General features: G+C 38.0%; 19 protein-coding genes and 2 tRNA genes. 10 read left to right on the top strand and 11 right to left on the bottom strand.

Annotated elements, in window-relative coordinates:
* Window positions 1-132 precede the first annotated feature (132 nt).
* Entirely contained in the window at window positions 133-1650 is a 1518-nt protein-coding gene (locus AC4MRQ_RS07215; protein ID WP_491196986.1) for a family 20 glycosylhydrolase, read from the top strand.
* 379 nt (window positions 1651-2029) lie between these two features.
* On the opposite strand, the gene AC4MRQ_RS07210 is transcribed toward AC4MRQ_RS07215, so the two are convergent.
* Window positions 2030-3454: a DUF1254 domain-containing protein gene (locus AC4MRQ_RS07210; RefSeq protein WP_491196985.1), complete on the bottom strand. Its 1425-nt coding sequence runs from the start codon at window positions 3452-3454 to the stop codon at window positions 2030-2032.
* 237 nt (window positions 3455-3691) lie between these two features.
* Between AC4MRQ_RS07210 and AC4MRQ_RS07205 the strand changes: the two genes are divergently transcribed.
* Window positions 3692-4666: a helix-turn-helix transcriptional regulator gene (locus AC4MRQ_RS07205; protein WP_491196984.1), complete on the top strand. Its 975-nt coding sequence runs from the start codon at window positions 3692-3694 to the stop codon at window positions 4664-4666.
* Window positions 4667-4820: 154 nt separating this feature from the next.
* Here the strand turns inward: AC4MRQ_RS07205 and AC4MRQ_RS07200 are convergent, their stop codons facing one another.
* Entirely contained in the window at window positions 4821-6296 is a 1476-nt protein-coding gene (locus AC4MRQ_RS07200; RefSeq protein WP_491196983.1) for an arylsulfatase, read from the bottom strand.
* Between the two features lie 143 nt (window positions 6297-6439).
* On the opposite strand from AC4MRQ_RS07200, the gene AC4MRQ_RS07195 reads away from it, so the two are divergent.
* Window positions 6440-7390 carry a helix-turn-helix domain-containing protein gene (locus AC4MRQ_RS07195; RefSeq protein WP_491196982.1) on the top strand — a complete coding sequence of 317 codons (951 nt, stop codon included), beginning with the start codon at window positions 6440-6442 and terminating at the stop codon, window positions 7388-7390.
* Window positions 7391-7722: 332 nt separating this feature from the next.
* On the opposite strand, the gene AC4MRQ_RS07190 is transcribed toward AC4MRQ_RS07195, so the two are convergent.
* The 4 genes from AC4MRQ_RS07190 to AC4MRQ_RS07175 all read right to left on the bottom strand — a co-directional run bounded on the left by AC4MRQ_RS07190 (window position 7723) and on the right by AC4MRQ_RS07175 (window position 12209).
* Complete coding sequence (locus AC4MRQ_RS07190; RefSeq protein WP_491196981.1) at window positions 7723-8529, bottom strand: hypothetical protein; 807 nt, start codon at window positions 8527-8529, stop codon at window positions 7723-7725.
* Window positions 8530-8637: 108 nt separating this feature from the next.
* The gene (locus tag AC4MRQ_RS07185) at window positions 8638-9276 is read right to left on the bottom strand and encodes a DUF2490 domain-containing protein (RefSeq protein WP_491196980.1); all 639 of its coding nucleotides are present in this window, start codon (window positions 9274-9276) and stop codon (window positions 8638-8640) included.
* Window positions 9277-9558: 282 nt separating this feature from the next.
* Window positions 9559-11100 carry an arylsulfatase gene (locus AC4MRQ_RS07180; RefSeq protein WP_491196979.1) on the bottom strand — a complete coding sequence of 514 codons (1542 nt, stop codon included), beginning with the start codon at window positions 11098-11100 and terminating at the stop codon, window positions 9559-9561.
* A gap of 125 nt (window positions 11101-11225) precedes the next feature.
* Window positions 11226-12209, bottom strand: coding sequence for a helix-turn-helix transcriptional regulator (locus AC4MRQ_RS07175; RefSeq protein ID WP_491196978.1), 984 nt, complete (start codon window positions 12207-12209; stop codon window positions 11226-11228).
* 238 nt (window positions 12210-12447) lie between these two features.
* Between AC4MRQ_RS07175 and AC4MRQ_RS07170 the strand changes: the two genes are divergently transcribed.
* The 6 genes from AC4MRQ_RS07170 to AC4MRQ_RS07145 are packed head-to-tail and all read left to right on the top strand — an operon-like array spanning window position 12448 to window position 18704.
* Complete coding sequence (locus AC4MRQ_RS07170) at window positions 12448-13407, top strand: AAA family ATPase (RefSeq protein ID WP_491196977.1); 960 nt, start codon at window positions 12448-12450, stop codon at window positions 13405-13407.
* Window positions 13408-13416: 9 nt separating this feature from the next.
* A complete protein-coding gene (locus AC4MRQ_RS07165; protein ID WP_491196976.1) occupies window positions 13417-14340 on the top strand; it encodes a DUF58 domain-containing protein in 924 nt (307 codons plus the stop codon).
* Window positions 14340-14807 (top strand): DUF4381 domain-containing protein, encoded by a 468-nt coding sequence (locus tag AC4MRQ_RS07160; protein WP_491196975.1) that lies wholly within the window; start codon window positions 14340-14342, stop codon window positions 14805-14807. The genes AC4MRQ_RS07165 and AC4MRQ_RS07160 overlap by 1 nt, the downstream gene beginning before the upstream one ends.
* Window positions 14800-15789 (top strand): VWA domain-containing protein, encoded by a 990-nt coding sequence (locus AC4MRQ_RS07155; RefSeq protein WP_491196974.1) that lies wholly within the window; start codon window positions 14800-14802, stop codon window positions 15787-15789. The genes AC4MRQ_RS07160 and AC4MRQ_RS07155 overlap by 8 nt, the downstream gene beginning before the upstream one ends.
* 1 nt (window position 15790) lies before the next feature.
* Window positions 15791-17407, top strand: coding sequence for a vWA domain-containing protein (locus AC4MRQ_RS07150; RefSeq protein WP_491196973.1), 1617 nt, complete (start codon window positions 15791-15793; stop codon window positions 17405-17407).
* Window positions 17400-18704 (top strand): BatD family protein, encoded by a 1305-nt coding sequence (locus AC4MRQ_RS07145; RefSeq protein WP_491196972.1) that lies wholly within the window; start codon window positions 17400-17402, stop codon window positions 18702-18704. Before AC4MRQ_RS07150 ends, AC4MRQ_RS07145 begins: the two co-directional genes overlap by 8 nt.
* 118 nt (window positions 18705-18822) lie before the next feature.
* Here the strand turns inward: AC4MRQ_RS07145 and AC4MRQ_RS07140 are convergent.
* The 5 genes from AC4MRQ_RS07140 to AC4MRQ_RS07120 form a co-directional block, all read right to left on the bottom strand.
* Window positions 18823-18913, bottom strand: a tRNA-Ser gene (locus AC4MRQ_RS07140).
* Between the two features lie 84 nt (window positions 18914-18997).
* Window positions 18998-19070: transfer RNA gene (locus AC4MRQ_RS07135), tRNA-Trp, on the bottom strand.
* Window positions 19071-20053: 983 nt separating this feature from the next.
* Entirely contained in the window at window positions 20054-21388 is a 1335-nt protein-coding gene (locus AC4MRQ_RS07130) for a sensor histidine kinase (protein WP_491196971.1), read from the bottom strand.
* Complete coding sequence (locus AC4MRQ_RS07125) at window positions 21378-22745, bottom strand: sigma-54-dependent transcriptional regulator (RefSeq protein WP_491196970.1); 1368 nt, start codon at window positions 22743-22745, stop codon at window positions 21378-21380. Before AC4MRQ_RS07125 ends, AC4MRQ_RS07130 begins: the two co-directional genes overlap by 11 nt.
* Window positions 22746-23005: 260 nt before the next feature.
* Window positions 23006-23380, bottom strand: coding sequence for an endonuclease domain-containing protein (locus AC4MRQ_RS07120; protein ID WP_491196969.1), 375 nt, complete (start codon window positions 23378-23380; stop codon window positions 23006-23008).
* 329 nt (window positions 23381-23709) lie between these two features.
* Here AC4MRQ_RS07120 and AC4MRQ_RS07115 point away from each other — a divergent pair.
* On the top strand, window positions 23710-24870 hold a 1161-nt coding region (locus AC4MRQ_RS07115; protein WP_491196968.1), incomplete at its 3' end, for an efflux RND transporter periplasmic adaptor subunit.

Genomic DNA, 24870 nt, shown 5'->3' with positions numbered 1-24870 from the left:
GTTATTTGCAGGTAGAAGTTATTTACATTAATCCGATTAAAAGATATACATAGTCTTTGATACATTTCTTGCGGACATGATCTACTTAATTGTATGTAGGACTAGGATTAGCTTTCGAATAATAATTCAAAAATGGATATAAAAATTAATCTAATAAACATTGTTCTTGCTTTTGGAATTTTAACAACAAGCTGCATTGGCGAAGTAAACAAAGAACCAAATATACTTCCGGCAGTTCAAAGTTGGCAGGGAGGAAAAGGCTTTGTTAAAATCAATGAAAAGAGTAAGGTAATTACTAATGCGGATTTAAAAGGTTTTGCCAATAATTATATAGAAAGATTGAGTGAAGTGTCCGGTTTAAATCTGAAAACCGGAACTAAAGGGTCAGAAGGAACCGGAAATATAAAATTTGAAATAGTTAAAGTTGATTCATTAAATAAGGAGGGTTATATAATAACTATAGGGGATAATGTGCTTATCCGGGCCAATACAGAAAAAGGACTTTCTAACGGAGCTCAAACCCTGACACAAATGATGGCTCAGGGAGATATTCCCAAAGGCAAAATAGTTGATTACCCTTTGGTATCCGAAAGAGCCTTTATGATGGATGCCGGGCGTAAATTCTTTAGTGTAGACTATGTAAAAAAGACCATCAGGGAGATGTCAAATTATAAGCTTAACTATCTGCATCTACATTTTACAGATTGGTCAGGATTCAGGCTCAAGAGCGATAAGTTTCCCGGTCTTGCCTCAGACGAAGCATATTCAAAGGAGGATATCCGTTACCTGCAGGACTATGCAAAAAAATACAATGTTGAAATCATACCGGAAATTGACCTGCCTGCACATGCAACAGAAATACTGAGATATGATCCTTCGTTAGGATTCTCTTGTGAATCCATGTTAACAGCCAAGTGGTTACCCGACTCAGTAAATAAGGAGAAAGTAGGATGGATACTGGATGTAACCAGACCAAAAACAAGAGAGTTTATTCATGAACTGCTGACAGAGTTTATTCCTCTTTTCGACAGCAAATATTTTCATATTGGCGGTGACGAGTGGCAGTTTGATAATCAAAAAGATGCCTGTGAGGATTTGGTAAGATATGCCAAAAAGAGAGGGTTTAAGCATACCGGAGATGTATTTGTTGACTGGGTAAATGAAACCAATAAACTGGTAAAATCATATGGTAAAACCACACACATATGGAGCTGGTGGGGATATACCCATAACGGACAACTCTCTAACGAAACAGAATTAAAACCGGATGAGGATATTATTGTAAATGTATGGAATGAAAACAGGTATTACGAAGTTTTAGAAGAGGGCTATAATATTATTGCCACTCCGGAAACAGGCGTAGGAGCACTTTACATTACCCCCGGAGATAAGGGAGTAAAGCCGGGCGATTACGGCTACTTTGACTCCAAAGGGATTTATGAAGACTGGCAACCTGATTTTGAAAATCAACAAATCAATGGCTATAAAGTATGCCTTTGGGCCGACAGGGTTGAACATAAACACGAAAGTTGGTTTGACCAATATACAGAGCTTCCATTAGCTGTATTCTCAGAAAAAATGTGGACAGGAAAATCAAAAGGAAGTTTGGATGATTTTTTAATAAGAAAGAAGCAGGTTGATTTAAAGTAGGTGAATCGTTGGTTCATTTTTTAAAGGAGGATGTTTCTATCATCCTGCAGATACCCAGCTGCTGGCTTTACAACATACAAAAACCGGTGAATACCTTTTCAGACAAAGTGGAACCCAACGGCAAGATAAACATTTTGAATGGCATGGTGACTTTAAAGCAGATGAGGTTTATAAAATATGGGTTATTATCAGGGGTTACAAGGAGCATGGGTATAGTGTGAGCTTATTTTTAGGGAAGATAGTATGTGGATCGGTTTAGAAGAGTGGGGTAGAAGGACTTTGTAGAATGAAAAATACTTTGACTGATTGACCAGTCCATTTAATTAGGACCCTGGTTATATTTTTAACCAGGGTCTTATACTATTAGATGTTCTAAAACTTACTTGATACGGTATAAATCGGGTAATTCAAATTTTCCGTTCACAACATCCTGCTGAGGCTCGTAAAGTCTGCACTGGAGCATAAAGTCTGCATCTGGAGCAGGCAACCAATTTGCTAATTGCTTTTTGTCAGTTGGCCGAACGTTTGAAATGTAAATGGTAATAGAGCCATCGTCGTTAGGAATTAATCCATCGGTAATGGTTCCAACCTTATATCTGTTTATTTCGTTCTCAACCATAAACCTATCTATGGCATCGTACATAGTAATCGACCAAAAGCCTCCGATATCTGTATTCACATGCATATCTGCCGGTACTGTAATTTCGTATTTGTTGACGCCGTTAAGAATGACACCTTCAGAATCAACATACCTTTTAGGGTACATGGCTCTTTCTGGAGAATTAAGCCCAATTGAGTTCATATTTACGGCAGCACGCTGCAGATAGTCAGCACCATATTTTCCGGCGTCATATTCCCAGTTCCATCCATTAACAGCTGTTGAACTGTATTTGGCAGCATCAACAATTATCTGAAATCCATCTTTAAATGCTTCTGTTAATGCTTGCTTTCTAACTTCAGGAAGCTTGTTGGTTCCGCCATTACCTATTCCAATATATGCATACGACTCAAGAATATTACTATCCTTTTTTAAAGGATTCTCAGCAAGTACTTTATCTAGGTGGTTAAACCAATCAAGTCCGTTTGGGAAATTCACAGTTGGTGCATTGTTCTGAACAAGTGGTTCTGGTTGAACGCCACCTTTCGGGTAATTATTCAAAGTCATCATACGGAATTCACTTTGAATTGACCGGGCAATTTTAGCCTCTCTGTCACCTTCGTTATTCACACCAATTCGTCCGGCAATCCACATGTAACGAGTTGGTGTGTAGAATACCGGAACACCAGCTGGTATTTTGCCAGTATAACCTTCTTTAGCTAGCATAAAGTATCCACCTTTATCACCAACGGTAGCATTACACAGGTCGACAACAGACTCCGTGTACATATCTAAAATCTGAATCATCCAATAACGATTCTTAATTACCGGAACATAAATTACAACAGGCTGTTCCTCTACATCAACCCAGCCTTGCAGGTAATAAGTATCGTTGTTTGGCGTTGTGTAGGAGCGGTCTCTGTAATCCCATAAACGAGTGATTGGTCCGAATTGATTAATCGGCGCTTGTCCGTTACTCATTGGCGTTTCAACCGATGTTTGCAATTCAAGTGCTACGTCCATCATTACAGGAGCCCATCCGTAAACTAAAGCCTGCACCCCTAATGAATATGCATAATCGTATTCAGCTTTCTCGCGACCATCAAATTGATTTATTGCTGCCTTCTGTTCAGTGTTTTTTGAGGTGCAGCTACCTAAAAATAAAGACATTATTAAAAATGTGCTAAGGATATTTTTTAAGCTCATAAGACATAAATTTTATAAGTTGATACATTTAAGGGAACTGCCTGTCAGGTAGTTTGTTTTAGACCCTTTTTATTTTTTATAATTACTTTGTAAAGGTCTTGTTTTTCAAAGTGTTGCTTGTTTCAAAAAAAAGGCGATGGGTTTCCAAAAACTGGCATCTTAAAAAATAGTACCAATAATGATTAATCAGGCGTTCAGATATTATCTTTGAAAAAGGCGTATTATAAAAGTTTAGAAATGAGTGATGAATCAATAATAGAATTAGACACAATAGAACAAGAGCCTAATCTGTTTTATCAAAAATTATTAGACACTTTTGGAGGGAAATGGGATGGAACACATTTTACCCTTAACAACACTTTGGGTAAAATTAAAGTGAGCCTCTTTAAATACCCCAACGAATGTATTGTCTCTATTGGTGACTTTAATTTGAATAAAGTTGTAAAGATTATAAATAAGCCGAAAGATAAAGAGCAGATAGTAGCGGTTCGAATAGGATTTCATGGAGGCCTTAGTAAAGATAAAAAGAATGAAGAAGGTTCAGAAGGTATTTTTATATATGATGCCAATAAGCCGTTTCAGCTTAAATTTCCTAAGAACAGAACCATCAGGTGGATGTCGTTTCGTTTCCCGCTTGACGTTATCAACCGTTGGACTCCAAAGGAAAATCGTGATTCAAAATTTCTCACCACATTAAATAGTGAAAGCGACTGGTTCTTTTATTACAGATTACCACCTGAAATTGAATCGTTGGTAAGAGATGCGGTTTTAAATATGCATAGCGAAAAGCTGGTCAGGCCTATAATGTATGCCAGGGCTTATGAGATATTGGCACGAATTATTGTATTAATTGATGAAGATAATAGTGCTAACATTGCTAAAAAAATACATCCCGATGATTTTTCTTTAATGCATGAAATAAAAGAAGAACTTTTGCAGGATTTCTCCAAATTGCCTAACATAGAAGAGTTAAGTACTAGCTATAATATGAGTAGTTCCAAACTGCAACGTTTGTTTAAGGCAGTATTTGGGATGCCCATTAAAAAGTTTTACAACCAACACAGGCTAGAAGAGGTGAATCGTATGATTAAATACACTAATAAAACCATCTTTGAAATTAGCGATGATCTAGGCTTTCACAGTACATCGCACCTAAGCAGAATCTTTAAGGAGCAGTTCGGCTATAGTCCAAGTTCATTAAGGGGTATTTAGTAGTAAAAACAAGCAGTGTTTTGGGAGATAACATAAGAAGCGTAGAGTACGAGTCATCTATTTTCTAAAAAATAAAAGACTATCCCATGTATTAGAGATAGTCTTTTGCGAAAAGAAACATTTATTAAGCACCTGCTTTCAAAGTTTTGTGTTGTTAATTCCAGCTTCCTGGTTTTTGACGTCGAGGAAATTCTTGGAATGTTGACATAAACTGTCTCAATGCATCTACATTGTTGTGCAGGTTAGGCATCACATCGTGCAACCACTGTGTGTAGTGTCCGGCATCAATAGCTTCTTCGAATGGGTCTTGGCGTAAATTAAATATGTAGGCACCGCTTAGTTTCTTCCATGGCTCGTTCCACACATCAATACCTGTTGCTGTTTGTACCATTAGGTGGATTTTATAGTCGCCAACACGAATAGCTGTTACGTCCCCGGCATCGTTCGAGTAAAAGTACTCGTTACGAGGAGCTTTATCTGTCTTTCCAGTTAGATATGGAAGAAAGTTGTACCCATCTAAATGGACTTTATAGTCACGTCCTATATATGAAGCACCTTTTTTAAGATCTTCGTAAATGTTGTCATTCCCTGCTGCAGCTATAAGCGTAGGGAACCAATCGGTATGAGAGATAATTTCATTACAGATTTCCCCGGCTTTGATATGACCAGGCCAACGTACCAGCAGAGGTACACGTACACCACCTTCCCAGGTTGTTGCTTTTTCGTTTCTAAAAGGAGAGTTTCCACCATCAGGCCAATTACACTTCATGGCTCCATTATCAGTAGAATAAATAACAATGGTGTTCTCATCGATACCCAATTCATCAACAAAATTAAGTACTTCTCCAACAAGTGCATCGTGCTCTTCCAGACCATCCTGATATACATAACCTGTTTTTTGCGATTCTGGCTTCAGGTGTGTCCAATTGTGCATACGCGAAGAATTTAGCCACACAAAGAATGGTTGATCATCTTCAACAGACTTTTTCATAAAATCCATTGCGGCCCCTGCGAACTCTTCATCAACAGTTTCCATTCTTTTCTTTGTCAATGGTCCTGTATCTTTTACGCTACCATCAGCCGTAGAGTGAACAACACCCCGAGGTCCGAACTTCTTATTGAACTCTTCACCTTGAGGATAAAATGGTGATTCTGGCTCTTCTTCAGCATTTAGGTGATATAGATTACCAAAGAATTCATCAAAACCATGATTCGTTGGAAGATGTTCGTCACGATCACCCAAGTGATTTTTACCAAACTGCCCTGTAGCATATCCCATATCTTTCAATACAGCAGCAATGGTTGGATCTAGTTCGTTAATTCCTTCCGGTGCACCTGGCATACCTACTTTCGATAACCCGGTACGAACAGGGCTCTGACCCAAAATAAATGCCGAACGTCCTGCCGTACAGCTTTGCTCACCATAAGCATCGGTAAATTTCATGCCCTCTTTCGCAAGGCGATCAATATTAGGTGTTCTCATGCTCATCACACCTTGGTGATAGGTACTTAAATTATACCAACCAATGTCATCGCCCCAAATAACTAAAATATTAGGCTTCTCATTTTTTTTGGCAAATGCACTTATACTAATTAAAAAGGCTATTGCCAGAACTTTTAATTTCTCCATAATGTTTATTTTTACAATAATGATTTATTCAGACCTTGTTAATTAACATTACAAATATCCAACAAACCTTCTCGTTTGACTTTAACCAGACGGTTTGAGGTTTATATGAAACGGTCAAGTTGAGATTTAAACAAAGGCAGTAGATGATATCATACGAATATGGTTCTTTGTCTCCATTGCAAAACCAAAAGAAGCTTAGCGAAAGGTTTAACGGCAACTGGAATGGGGAGGAAATGGATTTTACCTGCGATATGGGTTCAATGGAATTTGTTGGCTTCGAGTATCAGCCGGGTTTTTATGTGGCAACTTGTAAATACACGCTGAATAAAAGTGTGGTATGGGAACGACTTCCTGTTGATGATGACTATATTACTTTGCGAATCGGCTATTTTGGTGATATTAATAAAAAGTCGAAAGGAAATGTATTCACCGAAGGCATTCAAATGTATAATTCACCTCAGAAGTATCGTTTTAGTTCTCCGGCAGGTGAGCCTTTGTATTATATGATTATTCGTTTCCCTTATTCGGTTTATAAAAGCTTTAATCCACGATCAGGAGCAGATAATTTTTTTAGAGAGATCTTCGAACAAAGAACTCCATGGTATTATTATTACCCCATGTATCCCGAAATTGAACGACTGGTTAAAGATGTTTTTGAGATTCGTAAAAACAAAGATTTTAGAAGGGTTGTGTATTTTACCAGGGCGTACGAAATTGTTGCTCGTTTAGGCATGAGGCTAGAAAATAAAGTGAATGAGATAACCTCTGCAGTACACTATGAGGATATTGAGAAAATGTATAAAATAAAATCAGAAATACTTAGCGATTACCAGACATTGCCAAATGTGGAAGCATTGAGTCAAAATGCCGGAATGAGTGTTTCTAAGCTTCAACGAACTTTTAAGGCCGTTTTTAATATGCCGGTACTACGCTTTTTTAACCTGCAACGACTAGAGGAGGCTCATCGTAGAATTCAATATTCCAGTTCCAATCTGTCTGAGATAAGTTATGAATTAGGATTTAGTAACCTGTCACACTTAAGTAAAGCTTTTAAACAACAGTTTGGTTACGCGCCAAGTGAGGTAAAAAAATAAGAATGGTACAAAAGAGGAGAGGATTGATGATTAGTCAATCCTTTCCTAAATGTATATTCAATTGGTTTCTTTGATTAAACTGTTTTGCTTCGAAAACGCAAAAGTTGTCACAAATAAAAATTCTCCTTTTGACGCGTAATCCAGTCTTACGGTATTATAGCGATATTGCACACTGTGAATACTGCTTGTTTGATTTCTCAATATATGAAAGATAGTTGATTTGATTTTCAATCTAACGTTGGGAGAGTAAAAGCAGTCTTGTTGGGGCATTTGCCAATACTGAATGTTGCAATAATCAAGAATTAAATGCTAACATTAGTATATCTACTTAATTATTTCCCAAAAACAAAGGTTGTTAAAAACCTTAATTCGCCTTTAGGAGCATAATCGGGACGAACAGCGTTGTGGTAATACTGCACACCCACATTTAAAGGCAGTTTACCACCTAAAAAAGTTAGCTTACTTACACCACCACCGACAGGAACAGTCCACTGCTGACCTTTTTCTGCCGACCAGTTAGCAGTAATGGTCGGGAATGTATTTATTACCCATCCTTTACCAAGGCCATAAGCAACCAGAGTTTGAGCAACAAAACGGTTCACATTATTCCTTTCTGAATCACCGGCAATTGAATTTGTTTGGCGAACGACCACATCAAGTGTCAGTTTCTTTGTTTGATACACTAAAACTGCAGAGGCACCTACATTCCATTTTCCACTGCCTAACATTGGCTCCGTAGCGGTTGGTAAGTCAAATGAAGGCCCAACACCCCAAGCCAGTTTGCCGGTCTTTTTTGGAGCTATAAAGAAAGAGTAGTTGATGTCTCCAAGAGCAGGTGTATTGCCAGTGCCGTTAACAGTTGTTGGCAGGTATGATAAGTTAATAACACCTCTGTGAATCATATTAAACTTCTCGTACTCCCTGGCTACAATTGGCTGCAAAGACATGGTGTACATGGCTCCTTCATAAGTGGGCGAACCCATACTTATATTGTGCTGTACCGGTAGTGCTACAATTTTAGCCAAAGGATTTTGAAGCTTATTAGCCAATTCATCCGAATTAGATTGTGCTGTTGTTGATAAGGTATTTCCAATAACAACGCTCAACCCGATAAAAAATATTTTTACTAATCTTTTCATATCCTTTAGTTATTATTTGTTAATAATTAATTCATAACCTCTCCATTTCGAATCTCTGTTACTCTGAGAAACGATATACTTTTATTAATGAAAATGTTCTGTTGTACTTTAAAACTTATGTACAAATTGCAACCTGAAACCATTTAATGGTTGATATTCATACATGGTCGATTCGTCACGGTTTAATACATACTCGTAGCGAAACTCGATACTTGCTTTTGAATTAACAGAGTACCCCAAAGCAAGTGTGTTTTTCCATTGAGATAGGTTGTTTTCTGCTTCATTGGCAAACGAGTAAAATATCTCACTCATTGGCCTGATGTAGTATTTGCTGTTATGTTTGAAGTTAATATTACCTTCTACACGATAACGCAATCTTGCATGAAAGGAATTTTTCTCTTCGTAGTTGATAAAAAACCTCTCTTCGACCATTATTCTATGCGATAGAAAAAGGTTCTGATCCAGTGCTTGTTGAAACATCGCCTTTTGAAATGGCCGGAATTCATAAGTTGACAATCCATTTTCAATTAGAGTAACATTACTTCTTTGTCCTAAACCAACATTAAGATTTGATGCTACATTGAAACTATATGTCGATCTTAACTCCAACCTTTTCCAATAATCTTGCGGCATAGAATGAATTCCAGTTCCGAATGAAAAATCTGATTTGTCATTTAACGAAGTGCTGCCAAAGTAGTATAATCTGTATTGATTATTATTTTGCCCTTTTGCTAAATATGAATTCAAAAACAGAATTACTGCCAGGAAAAGCACTTTAGTCTGGAACTTTGTACATTTTATTATTCGCCATATCCATTGCATTACTTCAGTTAAAACCTAATTAATTTCTTATTGAAACTTCATTGGTAAATCTTTTTCATGAGAGCGGACAAAGCCTTGATGGAACTGTGATCTGAATTATTGGATTTGAGTAGTTTTGGTTCCTGATATTCTAATCGAAAAATCAGAATTGTTTATTTAAGGCCCTGGGTGTAAGCGCCAGGGCCTTAGGTTGTATATTCGCGCCGCTTAGTTATTCGAAGGCGTATTCATCATGTTGTTCATTACCTCTTCCAAGTTAAATTTAGCGGGTTTTTGTCGTGGAGGATACTCTTGAAAAGTAGATATCATCTCGCCAACCTTTGCCTGAGCTGGTATAGCTAAGAACTGTAATCCACGCTCCATCCATTCATAGTAACCATTAGCATCGGTTGATGCTCTCTCATACGGGTCCATTCGTAAATCAAATAACAAAGGAACACGCAAAGCGGTGAATGGTTCCATCCAAACTCTAAACTGACTAGCCTTTTGTTCCATAAACACCAGCTTCCATCTGTCATAACGATAAGCTACTAAATCACCATCGTCGCTCCAGTAGAAAAACTCTTGCCTTGGCCATTCTTGCTTATTTTTGTCATCAATAAGGTTCGGAAGCAGATTATAACCATCCACATGCACCTTGTAAGTCATATCACCAACTTTGTGACCTTTTTTAAGCTTCTCTTTAATATCATTCTCGCCAACTGCAGCCATTAAAGTTGGTACCCAATCAGTGTGCGAAGTAATTCCATTTTCTATTTGTCCGGCTTTAATTTTATCTGGCCAGCGCATCGCAAAGGGAACACGGTACCCACCTTCCCAGTTGGTGTTTTTTTCGCCACGGAAAGGTGTAACACCACCATCAGGCCACATATTAAAGTGTACACCATTGTCGGTTGTATAGATTACGATTGTATTCTCTGCAATATCTAATTCATCTAGTTTGTTAAGAAGTTCTCCAATTTGGTCATCATGTTGAATCATACCATCGGCATATACATTTAAGCCCGATTTTCCTTTGTATTCGTCAGGTACATGTGTGTGATAGTGCATACGCGATGGGTTGAACCAGCAAAACCATGGTGTGTCTTCATCTTCTTTTCGCTCAATAAAATCGATTGTAGCGTCTAAGAATTCCTGATCAATGGTTTCCATACGTTTTTTAGTTAACGGACCTGTATCTTCCACTTTGCCATCAGCATTGGACTTTATAACGCCGCGTGGGCCAAACTTCTCCCTGAACTCAGGATTTTTAGGATAGTTTGGATGCTCAGGAGCTTCCTCGGCATTAAGGTGGTAAAGGTTTCCAAAGAACTCATCAAAACCATGTTCTGTAGGTAAGAATTCATCTTTATCACCCAAGTGGTTTTTACCGAATTGTCCCGTAGCATAACCATAAGGCTTTAATAACGTTGCCAGTGTAGGGTCTTCTTTTCGAAGTCCTAAATCAGCTCCAGGTAATCCAACTTTGGTTAAGCCGGTTCTTACAGGCATTTGTCCTGTAATAAAAGCCGAACGACCCGCCGTACATGATTGCTCCGCATAATAATCAGTAAATTGTACGCCTTCATTGGCAATACGGTCGATGTTGGGTGTGGTATAACCCATCATACCTTTGTTATTATAGCTAAGATTGGATATTCCAATATCATCGGCCATAATTACTAAAATGTTTGGTTTTTTGTTTTTTTGCGCAAATGCGACAGAGGAAACAAGCAAACTCATTACCATTAATAATACAATCTTTTTCATATCTATATTTTTAAATTAGAAAAAACATTCTTTGATTAAAATTACATGACAAAGATATGTTGGATTAATACTGCTATTATACAGCAAACGTGACTTTAAATATCGCAAATGCGACAAGCGGATATTTATACCGATTTATTAAGTAAACTGGATGGGTTATATCCAAAATGATCTTTAAATACTTTAGAAAAATGGCTGGTAGAGGTATATCCTATTTTATAGCTAATGTCAGTAATTGAGAATCTTTGTTCAAGAATCATTTGCCTTGCCTGTTCCAATCTGACTTGTTTTCTATAACTGGACATGTCTACCCCATGATATGCTTTAAACAGGCGTTGCAACTTACGGATACCAATAGATAATTTATCGGCCAAATCAGATATTTTAATACCCTCATCATGCGAGTTTAATAGGAATTCTTCAGCCTCATAAACAGCTGTAATGTCATCCTGATGCATGAATCCCTGGTTCTCTTGCTTATCGGTTTGTTCTTTAAATATTTGCTCAAGAGTAAGCATTATTAACTCTTCAGATTTATTAATCATATACCCCCTTGCAAATAAATCATCTATCTTATAACTGGATAGTTGGTGCAGCACTTTTTGAACTTCTGCTGTGAAAGGAAACTTATAGCACCACTGCTCATCTGTCATAAGCAGTTTTGTAACATCTGGTGGTAAATTATAATATTTACATATAGACAATATCTTATCAACGCCCACAAATAAATGAATTTGTTTAAACTTGGTATAAGCAGGGACGAAATTGTTATAGGAGTAATGTTTGTTAAAAAATAAAAGGTAATTCTGAATACCTTCTTCCGCATTAGCGTCTTTCGTATATATATAATTAGGCTGGTTGAATACATAAATTAAAGAGAAATGATGTATGCTTTCATCCTCTTCAACTTTGCGATGAACTGTAAAATCCTGAAACATGTTAAATTCTCCATCCTGAAGAATTATTCCTTTGACCAGCTGATTTCTGGAAATCTGACCTTTCCCCAGGTGTTTAGGAATGTTAAACACACCATTTTCAATCGTACCTCCTAGTTGAGAAGCTAATTCATTAAGTTGTGTTTCTGTCTTGGTTATCTTAATTTGCAACATTCTACTTACCTGTTATAAATTATTTTTGTCTTTTAACACTATTTCATAAAGCATAGCTCATTGTTTCCAATTTACTATTTTAAACAGATAGTTGGCGCTATTGTTAAAACAATTGACGTTTTTGCATAAGCTTAGCAATGACAAACAAAATATCTTTGCTAAACAGACTTACATATTTTAGATAGAATGTAGATAATAACGAATTTATAATAAAGTGTCTATGTAAATTTTTGATGTTATGCTTGATCAAATAAAACAATTACAGCAAAGGTTAAACGAAAATATCGTTGGCCAGAATCATTTGGTTGAAAGAATGCTAATTGTGTTGTTGGCTGATGGCAATTTACTGCTTGAAGGTTTGCCGGGCCTGGCAAAAACCAGAGCCATTAAAAGTTTAGCAGAAAATATAAATTGTGGATTGAGTCGAATTCAGTTTACTCCCGACTTATTACCTTCTGATATCACGGGTACCACTATTTATCAGCCAGAGTTGGAAGAAAAGTTTACTTTTGAAAAAGGACCAATTTTTAATAATCTGATATTGGCCGATGAAATTAATCGATCACCTGCTAAGGTTCAGGCCGCATTGCTCGAAGCTATGGAAGAGCGTCAGGTTTCGGTTGGTGGAACGACCTATCCAATGACTAATCTGTTTATGGTGATGGCTACGCAAAACCCCATTGAGCAGGAAGGTACTTATCCATTGCCAGAGGCACAGATGGATCGTTTCCTGATGAAAGTCGAAATAGGATATCCGGAGAAAGATGCAGAGATGGCTATTTTAGATTTGGTAAGAAGTGAGGTAGGTAAAAATGGCTCAGAGAAAAAGGAAACCATAGAAGAGCAAGTGATATTTGATGCCAGAAAAGCCACCAGGAATGTGCAGGTTAGTGAAGCCATCAAACAATATATAGTTGACTTGATTTTTGCTACACGATTCCCTGAAAAGTATAGCGAAGAGCTTGCTCATTGGATAGAATGCGGGGCTTCTCCGCGTGGAACAATAGCCATAGAGCGATGTGCCAGAGTTCATGCGTGGTTAAACGAAAGAGATTTTGTTTCACCAGATGACGTTCGGGCTATCTTCCATGATGTGTTGAGGCACCGTATTATTCTTTCGTACAGGGCTGAGGCCGAAGGTGTAAATTCCAACCATGCATTAGATGAAATACTTAAACTGGTTGCTGTTCCCGCTTAATTCATGCCTATGGGAAAATTAGATAAAATACGGTCTGAAGTAGTCATTAAGCTGGATGATTTGTTATCGCTGGCGGAGTACACTAATGCTGTTAATTTAAGTAGTAAACAACCTCAAAGGAGTGTATTAACCGGTAAACATGCATCCTTGATTCGTGGACGTGGGCTGGATTTTGACCAGGTACGAAAATATGTCAGGGGTGATGATATCCGTTATATCGATTGGAAAGTTACAGCCAGAACTCAGAAAACATATTTAAAGGAATATACTGAAGAGAGGGAGCGACCAGTTCTGTTAGTGGTTAACCAAAGTCGATCGATGTTTTTTGGATCGAAGAACAAATTAAAATCAGTAGTGGCAGCTGAATTAGCCGGTATTATTTCACATCGTGTTATTAAGGATAAAGACAGAATTGGAGCTATAATCATAGGTGATGATAAGACAGGTCTTATTAAGCCGAAAGGTGGTCATAAGCACTTAGTTCAGCTATTACAAAAGCTTGCAGATGCTAACCAGGAGTTACTCAGGAAAGCAAAAAATACCGATAACGAAACCTTATTGAATAATACCATGATGGCTCTTCGACAGTTGAAACCCGTCAATCATTTAATCATTTTTATAAGTGATTTTTTACACTACATGCCTTCTGTAAAGCAGGAAATGGCAGCACAATCAAGGCACAATGATGTGGTGTTATTCAAGGTAAATGATCCGTTAGAGTTAGCACTAGGTGATGACAAGTGGGTATTATCCGACAGTCAATTACAAATTTCATTCGATGGTAAAAAAGCCGATAATGACAAAAAGTTTACTGAATTTAATGATCAACGAAAGGATCAGTTTAGTCAGGAAATGCTAAATATCGGTATCCCCATTTTACAGTTTAACACCGTTGAACCTATACATAAACAACTAAGCAACTATTTTAGATAATGGAAACCACCGGATTAGATACAATACAACTATATGAGCCAGAGGTAGTAGCTTTTTCTTTTGATGCTATAGGGTGGACTATATTAACGTATGCCATAGTTTTAGCGGTTCTGGTTATCATTGCTCTAAAAGTTAAAGCATTCTATAAAAACAAATATCGAAGAGACGCTGCAAAAGAACTTGACAAGTTGAATGGTAAAGATTTAAAGGCTATTGACTTAATTAAACACCTTGCTGTACTGTTAAAGCATACCGCCATGCGCAGTTTTGGAAGAGAACAGCTGGCATCAGTTTCCGGGAATGATTGGCTTAATTTTTTACAAGGTAAGTGCAAAGGAATTAACACAAACGATTTAAAATTAATTGCAGAAGCAAGTTATAATGAAACATTGGCTGATAGTATTACAAGTAATCAGCAAAAGAAACTAATACAAACAGTTAAATATTGGATTAATCATCATGCCTGATAATTTTCAATTTGCATATATATGGGTCTTCTACCTTTTGCCATTACCCTTATTGGTAATTTGGCTGCTGCCTGCTGTGCGTATTAGTAAAAAATCGCTGTGGGCACCGTTTTTTAAGTATGCGGCCCAAAGTAGCGGAGAAAAACCAATGTCAGGAGTCAAGCAGGTAAAACGCCCATGGCTTAGACAGATAATTTTATGGTTATGCTGGGTGTTGATGCTTTTAGGTTTGGCACGTCCTCAATTGGTTGGAGAGCCCGATTTAGTGGTTAAAACTTCCCGTAACTTTTTACTTGTGGCTGATTTATCCTTTAGTATGGCCCAAAAGGATTGGGATTTGGAAGGGGAGAAGGTAAGTCGCTGGGATGCAGTAAAACATTTAATGGGTGAATTTATAAAGGAGCGCCAGGGAGATAGAATGGGAACCATCTTATTTGGCAGCAATGCGTATACTTTAGCCCCATTTACGAGCGATACTGAAGCTTTGAAACAGCTATTGGACGATACTGATGTTGGAATGGCTGGTCAGCAAACCAATATTGGTAAAGCCATTGGTAAGAGTATAGCCTTATTTGATAACGACACACTTCCTAAAAAAGTCATGCTGTTGTTAACGGATGGGGCAGATAGTGGGATTGGTGTTTCTCCTTTTGATGCTGCCGAACTGGCTCATCAGGATAGTATTGTGATTCATACTATTGGAATTGGAGATCCTACACGACCTGGAGCCGATTTAGATGAAGAGGCTTTAGAACATATCTCAGAACTAACTGGTGGTGAATACTTTTTAGCCAAAGATGTATCGGAAATGGAAAGAGTTTTTGATTTACTGGATGAAATTGAACCTGTAGAATATGAAGAAGAGACATACGTTCCTGTTGAAGAGCTTTTCTACTATCCTGTATTCGCCATTTTTTCATTATCGTTTGTTTTACAGTTTTTTGTGAATCTGTTAAACCTGTTTAAAAGAAAGGAGGCCTGATATGGAAGTATTAAAATTATGGGAACAACTCCACTGGATACGTCCACAGGCTCTATGGTTACTTATACCTGTAGTATTATTCCCGGTTTTGTATTTAATAAGACGGGATAAAAGTGATCAGTGGGTTCAACGAATCGCGTCACATTTGCGTCAATACGTTATTCTTAAAGGAAACTTAAAAGCTTTATACGCCGCTCGTGTATTACTTATTTTTGGATGGATTGTAATTGTAATTTCAGTTAGTGGCCCAAGTTTTGAGCAGGTTGAAAAGCCAGGTGCAAAAGTAGAGTCAACTGGTTTAATTATGTTGCAGTTATCAGAGTCTATGCTTAAAGAAGATTTGCAACCCAACCGCTTAGAAAGAGCAAAATATAAGATCAAAGACCTTTTAAGTGCTAATCCTGGTATAAGAATGGGATTGGTAGCCTATGCAGGAAGTGCACATTTGGTAATTCCGCCTACTACCGATTACGAGACATTGGAGTTACATCTGGAAGCACTAAAGCCGGGAATAATGCCTAAAAAAGGAGTAAATATAGATGAGGCATTGGTGCTGGCTGATACTCTGGTTAGAAAAAATACGGCTCCAAGCCACTTTATTTTTATGAGTGATATGCCCGATGATGCCGATGTTGAAACCATGAAACAATTTGTACAGGGCAAAGAAGATCAGGTTACAATTATGCCTTTTACTGCATTAACAGAGGATGTAAACAACCGGGCTATCATTTTAAATAAAGAATCAAACGTTCAGTTTTTATTACCCACTTTAGATGCCAGTGATGTAGAACTATTAGCCACGACATTAGAAGAAAACAAGCTTTATCAGGATGATCCGGAATTGCAGGAAAGCATGTGGGTAGAACATGGATATTACTTGCTGTGGATATTGGCTTTTATCATTCTGATTTGGTTCAGAAAAGGGTTTATGCCCACATTAATACTGGCTGTATTATTGAGCAGTTGCAGTGGAAATCATAGTGCGAAAGATTTGTTTTTAACTAAGGATTACCAAGGGCAAAAGGCAATGGATGAAGGTAATTATATGGAAGCTGCTAAGTTATTTGAAGATCCTATGCAAAAGGGAACAGCCTATTTTAAAGCAGGAGACTATAAAAAAGCTATTGAGGCTTTCAGGAAGGATACTACCGCTCAAGGATTCTATAATTTGGGATTAAGCTATCTAAAGGAAGAAAACTATAATGCAGCTTACAATGCCTTTTACAGGTCAAAAATGCTGGATAATGCATTTACACAAAGTGATATTGCTATTGACAAAGTGCAACAGTGGTTTTTAAAACAAAACAATGAATTTGAAGCTCTTTCAAATACTGAGGTTGAGGCTTTGTTTGAAAAGATGATAGAAAATACTAATGCTGAAGAGGATTTAGGTGGAGGAGGACAGGAAGCCACAGAAGAACAAATGCAGGATGAGCGATTAATGGAGGAAGTGGAATCGGAAGTTCATGCTGGTGAAGAACAGGAAGAAGTACCCGAGGAATTTGATACTCCTGAAGAAATGGATGCGCGTAAGGTTATTATTCGTGATGTGAAAGAAGATCCTGGTGAGTTTTTAAGAAGGAAATTCGAATACCAATTAAAGAAAAGAAATGAGTAGACGCATTTACATATTATCCCTTTGTTTATGGCTTTCTGTATTTATTTCAATGCATCTGTTCGGTCAAGATGTTTATACGACAGTAAGCGTTAGTCCGCGTAATGTTTATGTAGGACAACCTTGCAAGTATACCGTTAAGGTTTATACAGATACCTGGTTTACTCAGGGGGCTGTTTTTCAGCCATTTTCTTTAAACGATGCTTTCATAGTTCCAGCCAATAACCAGGTTGGAACAGAGCGCATCAATGGCAAGACTTACAGTTTTGTGGCCCACAATTATTGGGTTTATCCATATAATGCCGGTGAATTGCTATTACCTCAACAGAAAATTGTGGTGCATAGTCCGGCACCGGCACAGTACAAAGCTACTGCCAAAACGATTATATCCAAAACAGCAAATTTAAATGTTACTCCTAATCCACCACATATAAGTGCAGATAACTGGATAGTTGCTCAACGCTTAAACAGAACAGAATCCTGGTCTGGTAAAACCACTAACTTGAAAGTTGGAGACGTGATTGAACGATCCGTAAACATAAATGCTTATGGGACTATGGCTTCGTTTATGCCAGAGTTAAACTGGGATAAAATTGATGGGATAAGTGTATATCCTCAATCACCCAAAATAACTACAGAAACACCTGAGCGATCTACCGCTATAAAAAAAAAAAAAAAACAAACCGTTGCCTACCTGTTTGAAAAAGAAGGAACATTTACCATACCAGCTGTAAATATCGGTTATTGGGATGTAAACCAACATCGATGGGTTGATCGATCACTTCCTTCGCTAACTGTTGAGGTGGCACCTAACGATGACTTAAGTGTGTTGGCATCCCATCGAGACTCGCTGATGCAACAGTCGCAGGTTGAAGTTCTGAATCACATTCCGGAAAATCAGGATGACAAATGGAGAGAATGGAGCATTTGGACCGTTTATATTATTGTCGGTGGCGTTGTGATTCTGTTATTGATCTATTTAATCAGAAGGATAAAGGCACAAATAGTGAGGTATAAAAAAACAGAAAAGTATATCTTTAGAAAACTTTTGCGCTCAGATTCAGATAAAGGGTTTTATGCATACTTATACCGTTGGATAAGTTGCGTGTCAGATCAAAATAGTCTCGAAAATCTGGTGAAAACCAAGGCTTCTCTCCAATTACAGGCCGACTTTAATAGCTATTATAAGCTTATGTTCGAAAAAAGTACAAACACCAAAAAGCGGAATACCTTTTTAAGAACCCTTCGCAGAGAACTCCTGCGAAAAGATGACCGAGATAATATGGAACTCAATCCTTAGCAAGATACACAAGTATATTCACTTGCGGATTAATCCACTGTAGCTTGATCGATTACCGTAAAATCAGAAAGAATAAGTAGAAAAAAAAGCCCGCCGACGTTAAAACGATGGAGGGCGGTGGCGGAGAGAGGGGGATTCGAACCCCCGGTACACTTGCGGTGTACACACGCTTTCCAGGCGTGCACAATCGGCCACTCTGTCACCTCTCCAAAATGCGCATCAAATATATGAACTTATTTTAGTTTGCAAAGTTCATCAAACAAAAAATCCCAACCGAAGTCAGGATTCATACGCACGGGAGGAGAGGCTCGAACTCCCGACACCTGGTTTTGGAGACCAGTGCTCTACCAACTGAGCTACACCCGTGTGTTTTGATTGCATTGCCTTTGCTAATGCGGATGCAAAAATAGGAGAATAATCATTAATTCAAATGTTTTTTTGAAGAAAATAATCAGCAAAAGCGCGTAGTGTCTGGCACAGAGCTTCTTTAGTTGTAAAAATAGATTCAATCATTTGTCAATAAATGCTTAGACTTTAGACACAAGACGTAATTGATTTAATTTGTGTAGCTTTTTGATAGAATGGTGAGCCGTTTTGCTTCAAAGTTGATGCTAACAAACCTCTTAGTCGCTGTTACTAAGGCTAAAGTTTGGAGACATTTGCATCTAAGCTGATGCTTTTGAAGACCAAAACTGATGCTCAATAGCATCGAAGGCCAAGCGCCTAGGGTTTGAAATAGTCACAATTTACCTAAAAGGTGCAGCCTTTATGGTTCTATGTCGAAGCTTATTTGAGTCGATGTTGATGTTATTGAGGTTTAACTATGGAATACTTTGCCTGAAAGTTGGTGCTTTAGTGGCTTATGTCAGGCCTTAACCAGCATTAAATACGGTGTTGTTGCAGTGCAAGCTCGTTGCAAAAAGCATGTAAATCGATGCTAAACAGGTTAAAGTTCAAAGCTCGAGAGGTCCAATCATTGAGCAAAAAGCTTAAAAGTTTTGGCTAACGATCTTAATAATTGGAGCAAAAAGCATTGATATCCGAGCCTTCGTGGTTAAAGTTCGAAGCCTAAAGCAGTACGAACAGAACTTTAGGTTTCAAAGTCAATGCTTCAAGGTCCAATGGACGAGCTATTTGGGTAAAGGTTTGTAGCTCAAAGCTTCAAATCCGAAGCTTTAAGGTGCATAATTGTAGCCTAGCAGTGTGTCGGACTTACCTATTAAAGCATCTGAGATTCGAATATTTCAAGACAAGTCTCGAATAGGGGGTCAAGAAAAAAAGCTAAAAAGTGCTTAAGTCCGACAGGCTCCTAGGCCCATAACCGTTTAAAGCTCTTCAACAGGTGTCTATTAAAAAAGCAAGGTAATGGCTGTACCTTTGTGTTCCTTTGATTCAACTTTGAGCTGACCGCCGTGTAGACGCATCACCTGTTTTGACAAAGCTAAGCCAATACCATTGCCGCCCTCACGGGAAGTATAAAACGGGATGCAGACTTTTTCCAGTTCTTCGGCTGGAATTCCCTTGCCATTATCAGTAACCGAGATTTTAAGCTGTTGATTATTCAAGGTTGCTTTGACTTCAACTTTGGCATCAGTTTTATCCATGGCCTCAATACTGTTTTTGACCAGGTTGATCAATACCTGTTCAACCAGCTTTTCATCGATGAGGTAATTTAATTCATCCGGACAAACCATTTGAATTTGGTAAATCTGATTAGATTCTGAGGAGTTGAAAAGTGTTTGTACTCGCGAAAGTAGGTTGTTGATATTACAAATAGAGGTCTGCGCACTTTTTAGTCCTGCCATTCCGCGGTAACTTTCAACAAATTGCGTTAGACCTTTACTGCGACTATGCATGGCATCCAAGGCATCAATCAGCTCATTTTGCTCTTCCGGCTCAATTAGCAAAGGTTGTTCGGCTGTTTCAAAGCGGCTTTTCAGTCCTGCTGAGATGATATTGACCGGGCTTAAAGAGTTAATTACCTCATGGGTCAATACGCGAATCAGTTTTTGCCATGATTCCAATTCCTTCTGCTCAATCTCTCGTCGGATATCCTGAAAAGCAATCAGACGTAATGTTTTAGATTCCTGCTTCATCATCACTGCAGAGAGGGCTATTTGCAACAAGCGTTTGTCAACCGTAAGATCCAATAACTTCTGTTGGTTGGGCTTCAGTTGCATCAAGGTATTTGAAAGATCCTTTTGAAACTGATTAAGCTTTTCAAGACGATGCAGATATTTAATATTAAGCAGTCTTAGTAAGGCATCATTGGTCATCAGTACATTCCCATGTTCATTAACTACAATAATTGCCACACCAATTTTCTTTAAGGCGGTTTCAAAAAAGAGGTATTCTTTTTCCTTCTCCACCTTTAACTGGCGAAAAACTTCCACAACCTGGTTAAAAGACTTGAACAGATCCTGGAAGGTGGCATCGTTATCGCGTGTTCGAAAGTGTATGGTAGTATCACCAAAGCCGAAGGATTGAATAAACTTTGCCAGTTCGCGGTTGGTTTTACGTACTGTATAAATCAGATAACAGACTTGTATAATATATGTCAGAATGAATAAATACCCGAAGAGCATTAGATTTTCATTGGACCACACCAGAAAGAACAGAATTGGAGTGGTTGCTAATAACAGACTCTGTACAATTGTGCTTACTGTAAAGTGTTTATAACTCATACTTTTTAATTTTATCGTACAGAGTCGATCGGTTAATCCCCAGTTTTTTGGCAGCCTTGCTCATGTTACCCTTACATTTTTCAATGGCTTTTTCAATCAGCAAACGTTCATGTTCGTTAAGGTTAAAGCAATCATCATCCAAAACCTTCTGATTGCTAACATTAAGAAATAAATCATCGACATCAATCTTGGGTGTGTCAGAAAGAATGACTGCCTTTTCGATAGTATGTTGTAGTTCCCTGATATTTCCCGGCCATGTTTGTTGCTCTAGGGCTTCAATTGCCGAAGTGCTAAAGTTCAGATGTCCTTTTTGGTATTTATCGGCTTGTTTTAGTAAAAAGAATTCGGCCAGTCCTTTGATGTCCTCTTTTCGTTGACGCAATGCCGGGAGTTCCATTGAGATGGTATTGATACGATATAGCAAATCCTCGCGAAAAGTCCCTTCGGCAACCATTTGCTGTAGTGGCATATTAGTGGCGCAAATCAGGCGGATATCAACTTTTATGGGACGCGAACTGCCAACAGGAGTGATCTCTCTGTTTTGTAAGGCAGCCAGTAACTTGGACTGAGCCGCTAATGACAGGTTGCCAATCTCATCCAGAAAGAGTGTACCACCCGATGCCAACTCAAAACGACCGGTACGATCACTTTTGGCATCAGTAAAGGCTCCTTTCGAATGACCAAACAGTTCACTTTCAAATAAATTCTCATGTATGGCACCCAAATCAACCGAGACGAACATTTCTTCTCTACGTTTGGATTGTTGATGAATCGTGCGTGCCATAACTTCTTTTCCAGTCCCGTTCTCTCCTAATATGAGCACATTAACATCGGTAGGTGCTACCTTCTTCACCATGGTCATAATTTGCATCATGCTATCCGACTGACCGATAAACAAATCTTGCTGATTATCGATCACTTCTTTAAGATGTTTCTGTTTCTTTTTTAAACGGGTGATGTCGCGTTTTGACTTTTGTAGTTCGTATACCGATCGAAGGGTGGAAAGTATTTTACGTTCATCCCATGACTTCTCAATAAAATCTGCTGCTCCTTTTTTAATTGCCTTAACAGCAAGCTCAACATCACTATAGGCAGTAATAAAAACAACTGCCAATTCCGGATCTTGCTGATGTACCTCATGCATCCAATACATCCCTTCATTACCGTTGTTAATGCCAGCTTTAAAATTCATATCCAGCATTATGATATCATAGGCTTCTTTGCTCAGGTGCTCTTTAATCCGATTGGGGTTATGTTCTGTAACAATCCGTTTGAAATAAGGTCCTAAGTAGAGTTTTAAGGCGATCAGCAATTCTTTGTTGTCGTCTACTATTAGTATGTTTCCTTCTTTTAACATGGGCTTTTGGGTTTTATTGGTGGGATTATTCAATCCCCCCAATTGCTATATCTTTAAAGTTTCATCTAAATCAACCCCCTTCGCCAAGGGGGAAATCCATTGAAATATCTATTTTAATATCTTATTATGGATGACCTTTTGTTCAATTGATACTTGTTTTGTTGACTGTTTTAAAAGTTATTTCCCCCTTAGAAAAGGGGGCGGCTTAAAATGTAATTTTTATAAGGGTATTTTGGGGGATTGATAATTATCATTAGGCATTATCCTTTCTTTGATTCTAGTTCGTCTATTGTTGCTTCAATGACTCGAATGACATTATTCAAATTTTTCCTCACTTCATACTCATCTATTCTTAAAACATAATAACCAAGTTCTTCAAGTTTTTTATCCCTTATTCTATCTTCATCGACTTTAAACTGATGTGAGTAGCCATCTAATGCAATAATCAATTTAAGTTTTCGGCAGATAAAATCAACGATATAATTGTCTATAGCAAATTGTCGGTTGAATTGATAACCATACATTTTTTGGGCTCTTAAAGCTTCCTTCCATAAGATGATTTCACCATCTGTTGAGTTGTTTCGTAGCTCCTTGGCATATCCTTTAAGTTGTTTATTATAGTTTGAGTCACTCATGGAAAGGTTTGTTTAATTATGGTCAATCCCCCTGATTGGTTTAAATCATATTCTTGAATTCAGTTTTCTTATACTATTTAAGTTTAAAAATTTTTCCTCCTTGGAGAAGGGGGCAGTAAAATCAATTATCAAGTTAATTGTATCAAGGGATTGACCTTTCTGTTCAATTCCCACCTACAAAATACTCTTTTATTGTTGGAATATCATACAAGAGTGTTGGATATTCCGACATAAAAAATAAATGATTATAAGATTGTATGCAGATAATCAGTTCTTTATGAAAGAGGCATGGCTTTGGCATAGCTTGGAGCAGATGAATAATAAGTAATATGGATCGACAAATTGAGAAAAAGCCTTGGTGGAAAAAGAATATGAAATGGCTGATACTAGCAAGCCTGTTTGTTATTTGGTGTATTTACTTTATTGCTTTTGCCGACCATCGGAGCCAGGTTAAAACCAAGGCCGATCGATTAACTATATCGACGGTGATGGACGATTATTTCCAGGATTATATCAGTGTAACAGCCACGGTAGAGCCCTATCGTACTATTTTTCTGGATGCGATTGAAGGGGGACGAGTGGAGTCGATTCTATTGGAAGAAGGTAGTATGGTGAATGAAGGCGATGCCATTGCTGAACTTAGCAACACTAACCTGATTCTTGAAATTTCAAATAATGAAGCAAATGTAGCAAGAGCTATAAACGAGTTGCGGACTGCTCGTTTACAGATGGAAATGAATGCAATGGAGTTACAAAATCAGATCGTTAAACTTGAGGGAGAGCTGTTTTTGCAGAAACGTCAGTTTATTAATTCTAAATCGTTCTTTAGTGAAGGCCTGATATCAGAAGATGAATTTTTAAGAGATAAAACTAATTACGAAGCTTCTAAACGTCAGATGAACCTGCTTAATGAAAGTTTTCGTCGCGATTCTGTTTATCGTGGAATCCAGATTGAAACTTTAGAGAATTCGGCGACCCGGATGGAGTCAAATCAGTCTATTATTCAAAAGCGTCTGGACAACCTAACCATCAAAGCTCCGGTAACGGGTCAGCTGGCTTCTCTTAATCTTGAAGAAGGTCAGGTGATATCCTATGGTATGCGTGTGGGAAAAGTCAATATTCTGGATCGGTTTAAATTAAAAGCTGAAGTTGATGAGCATTATATTTCTCGCGTACGCACCGGATTAAAGGCTGATTGCCAGTTCCCAAATGGAAACATTAATGCTACTGTGAGTAAAATTTATGCCGAGGTAGAAGATGGTAAATTTACTGTGGATCTCGACTTTGACAGTGAGGAAATACAGGCTTTAAGGATCGGTCAAACCAGTCATATAAAGTTAGAGCTGGGTGATCCTTCACAGGCAAGATTATTACCGCGAGGCAGCTTTTTCCAGAGTACAGGAGGACAATGGGTATTTGTTCTTAATAAAGATCGTACAGCTGCATATAAGCGGGAAGTGTCCATTGGACGTCAGAATCCAAAATATTTT

Source organism: Carboxylicivirga sp. (genome assembly GCF_982718395.1).
The sequence above is the reverse complement of the archived record's forward strand: the minus strand, read 5'-3'. Positions and strand labels throughout refer to the sequence as shown.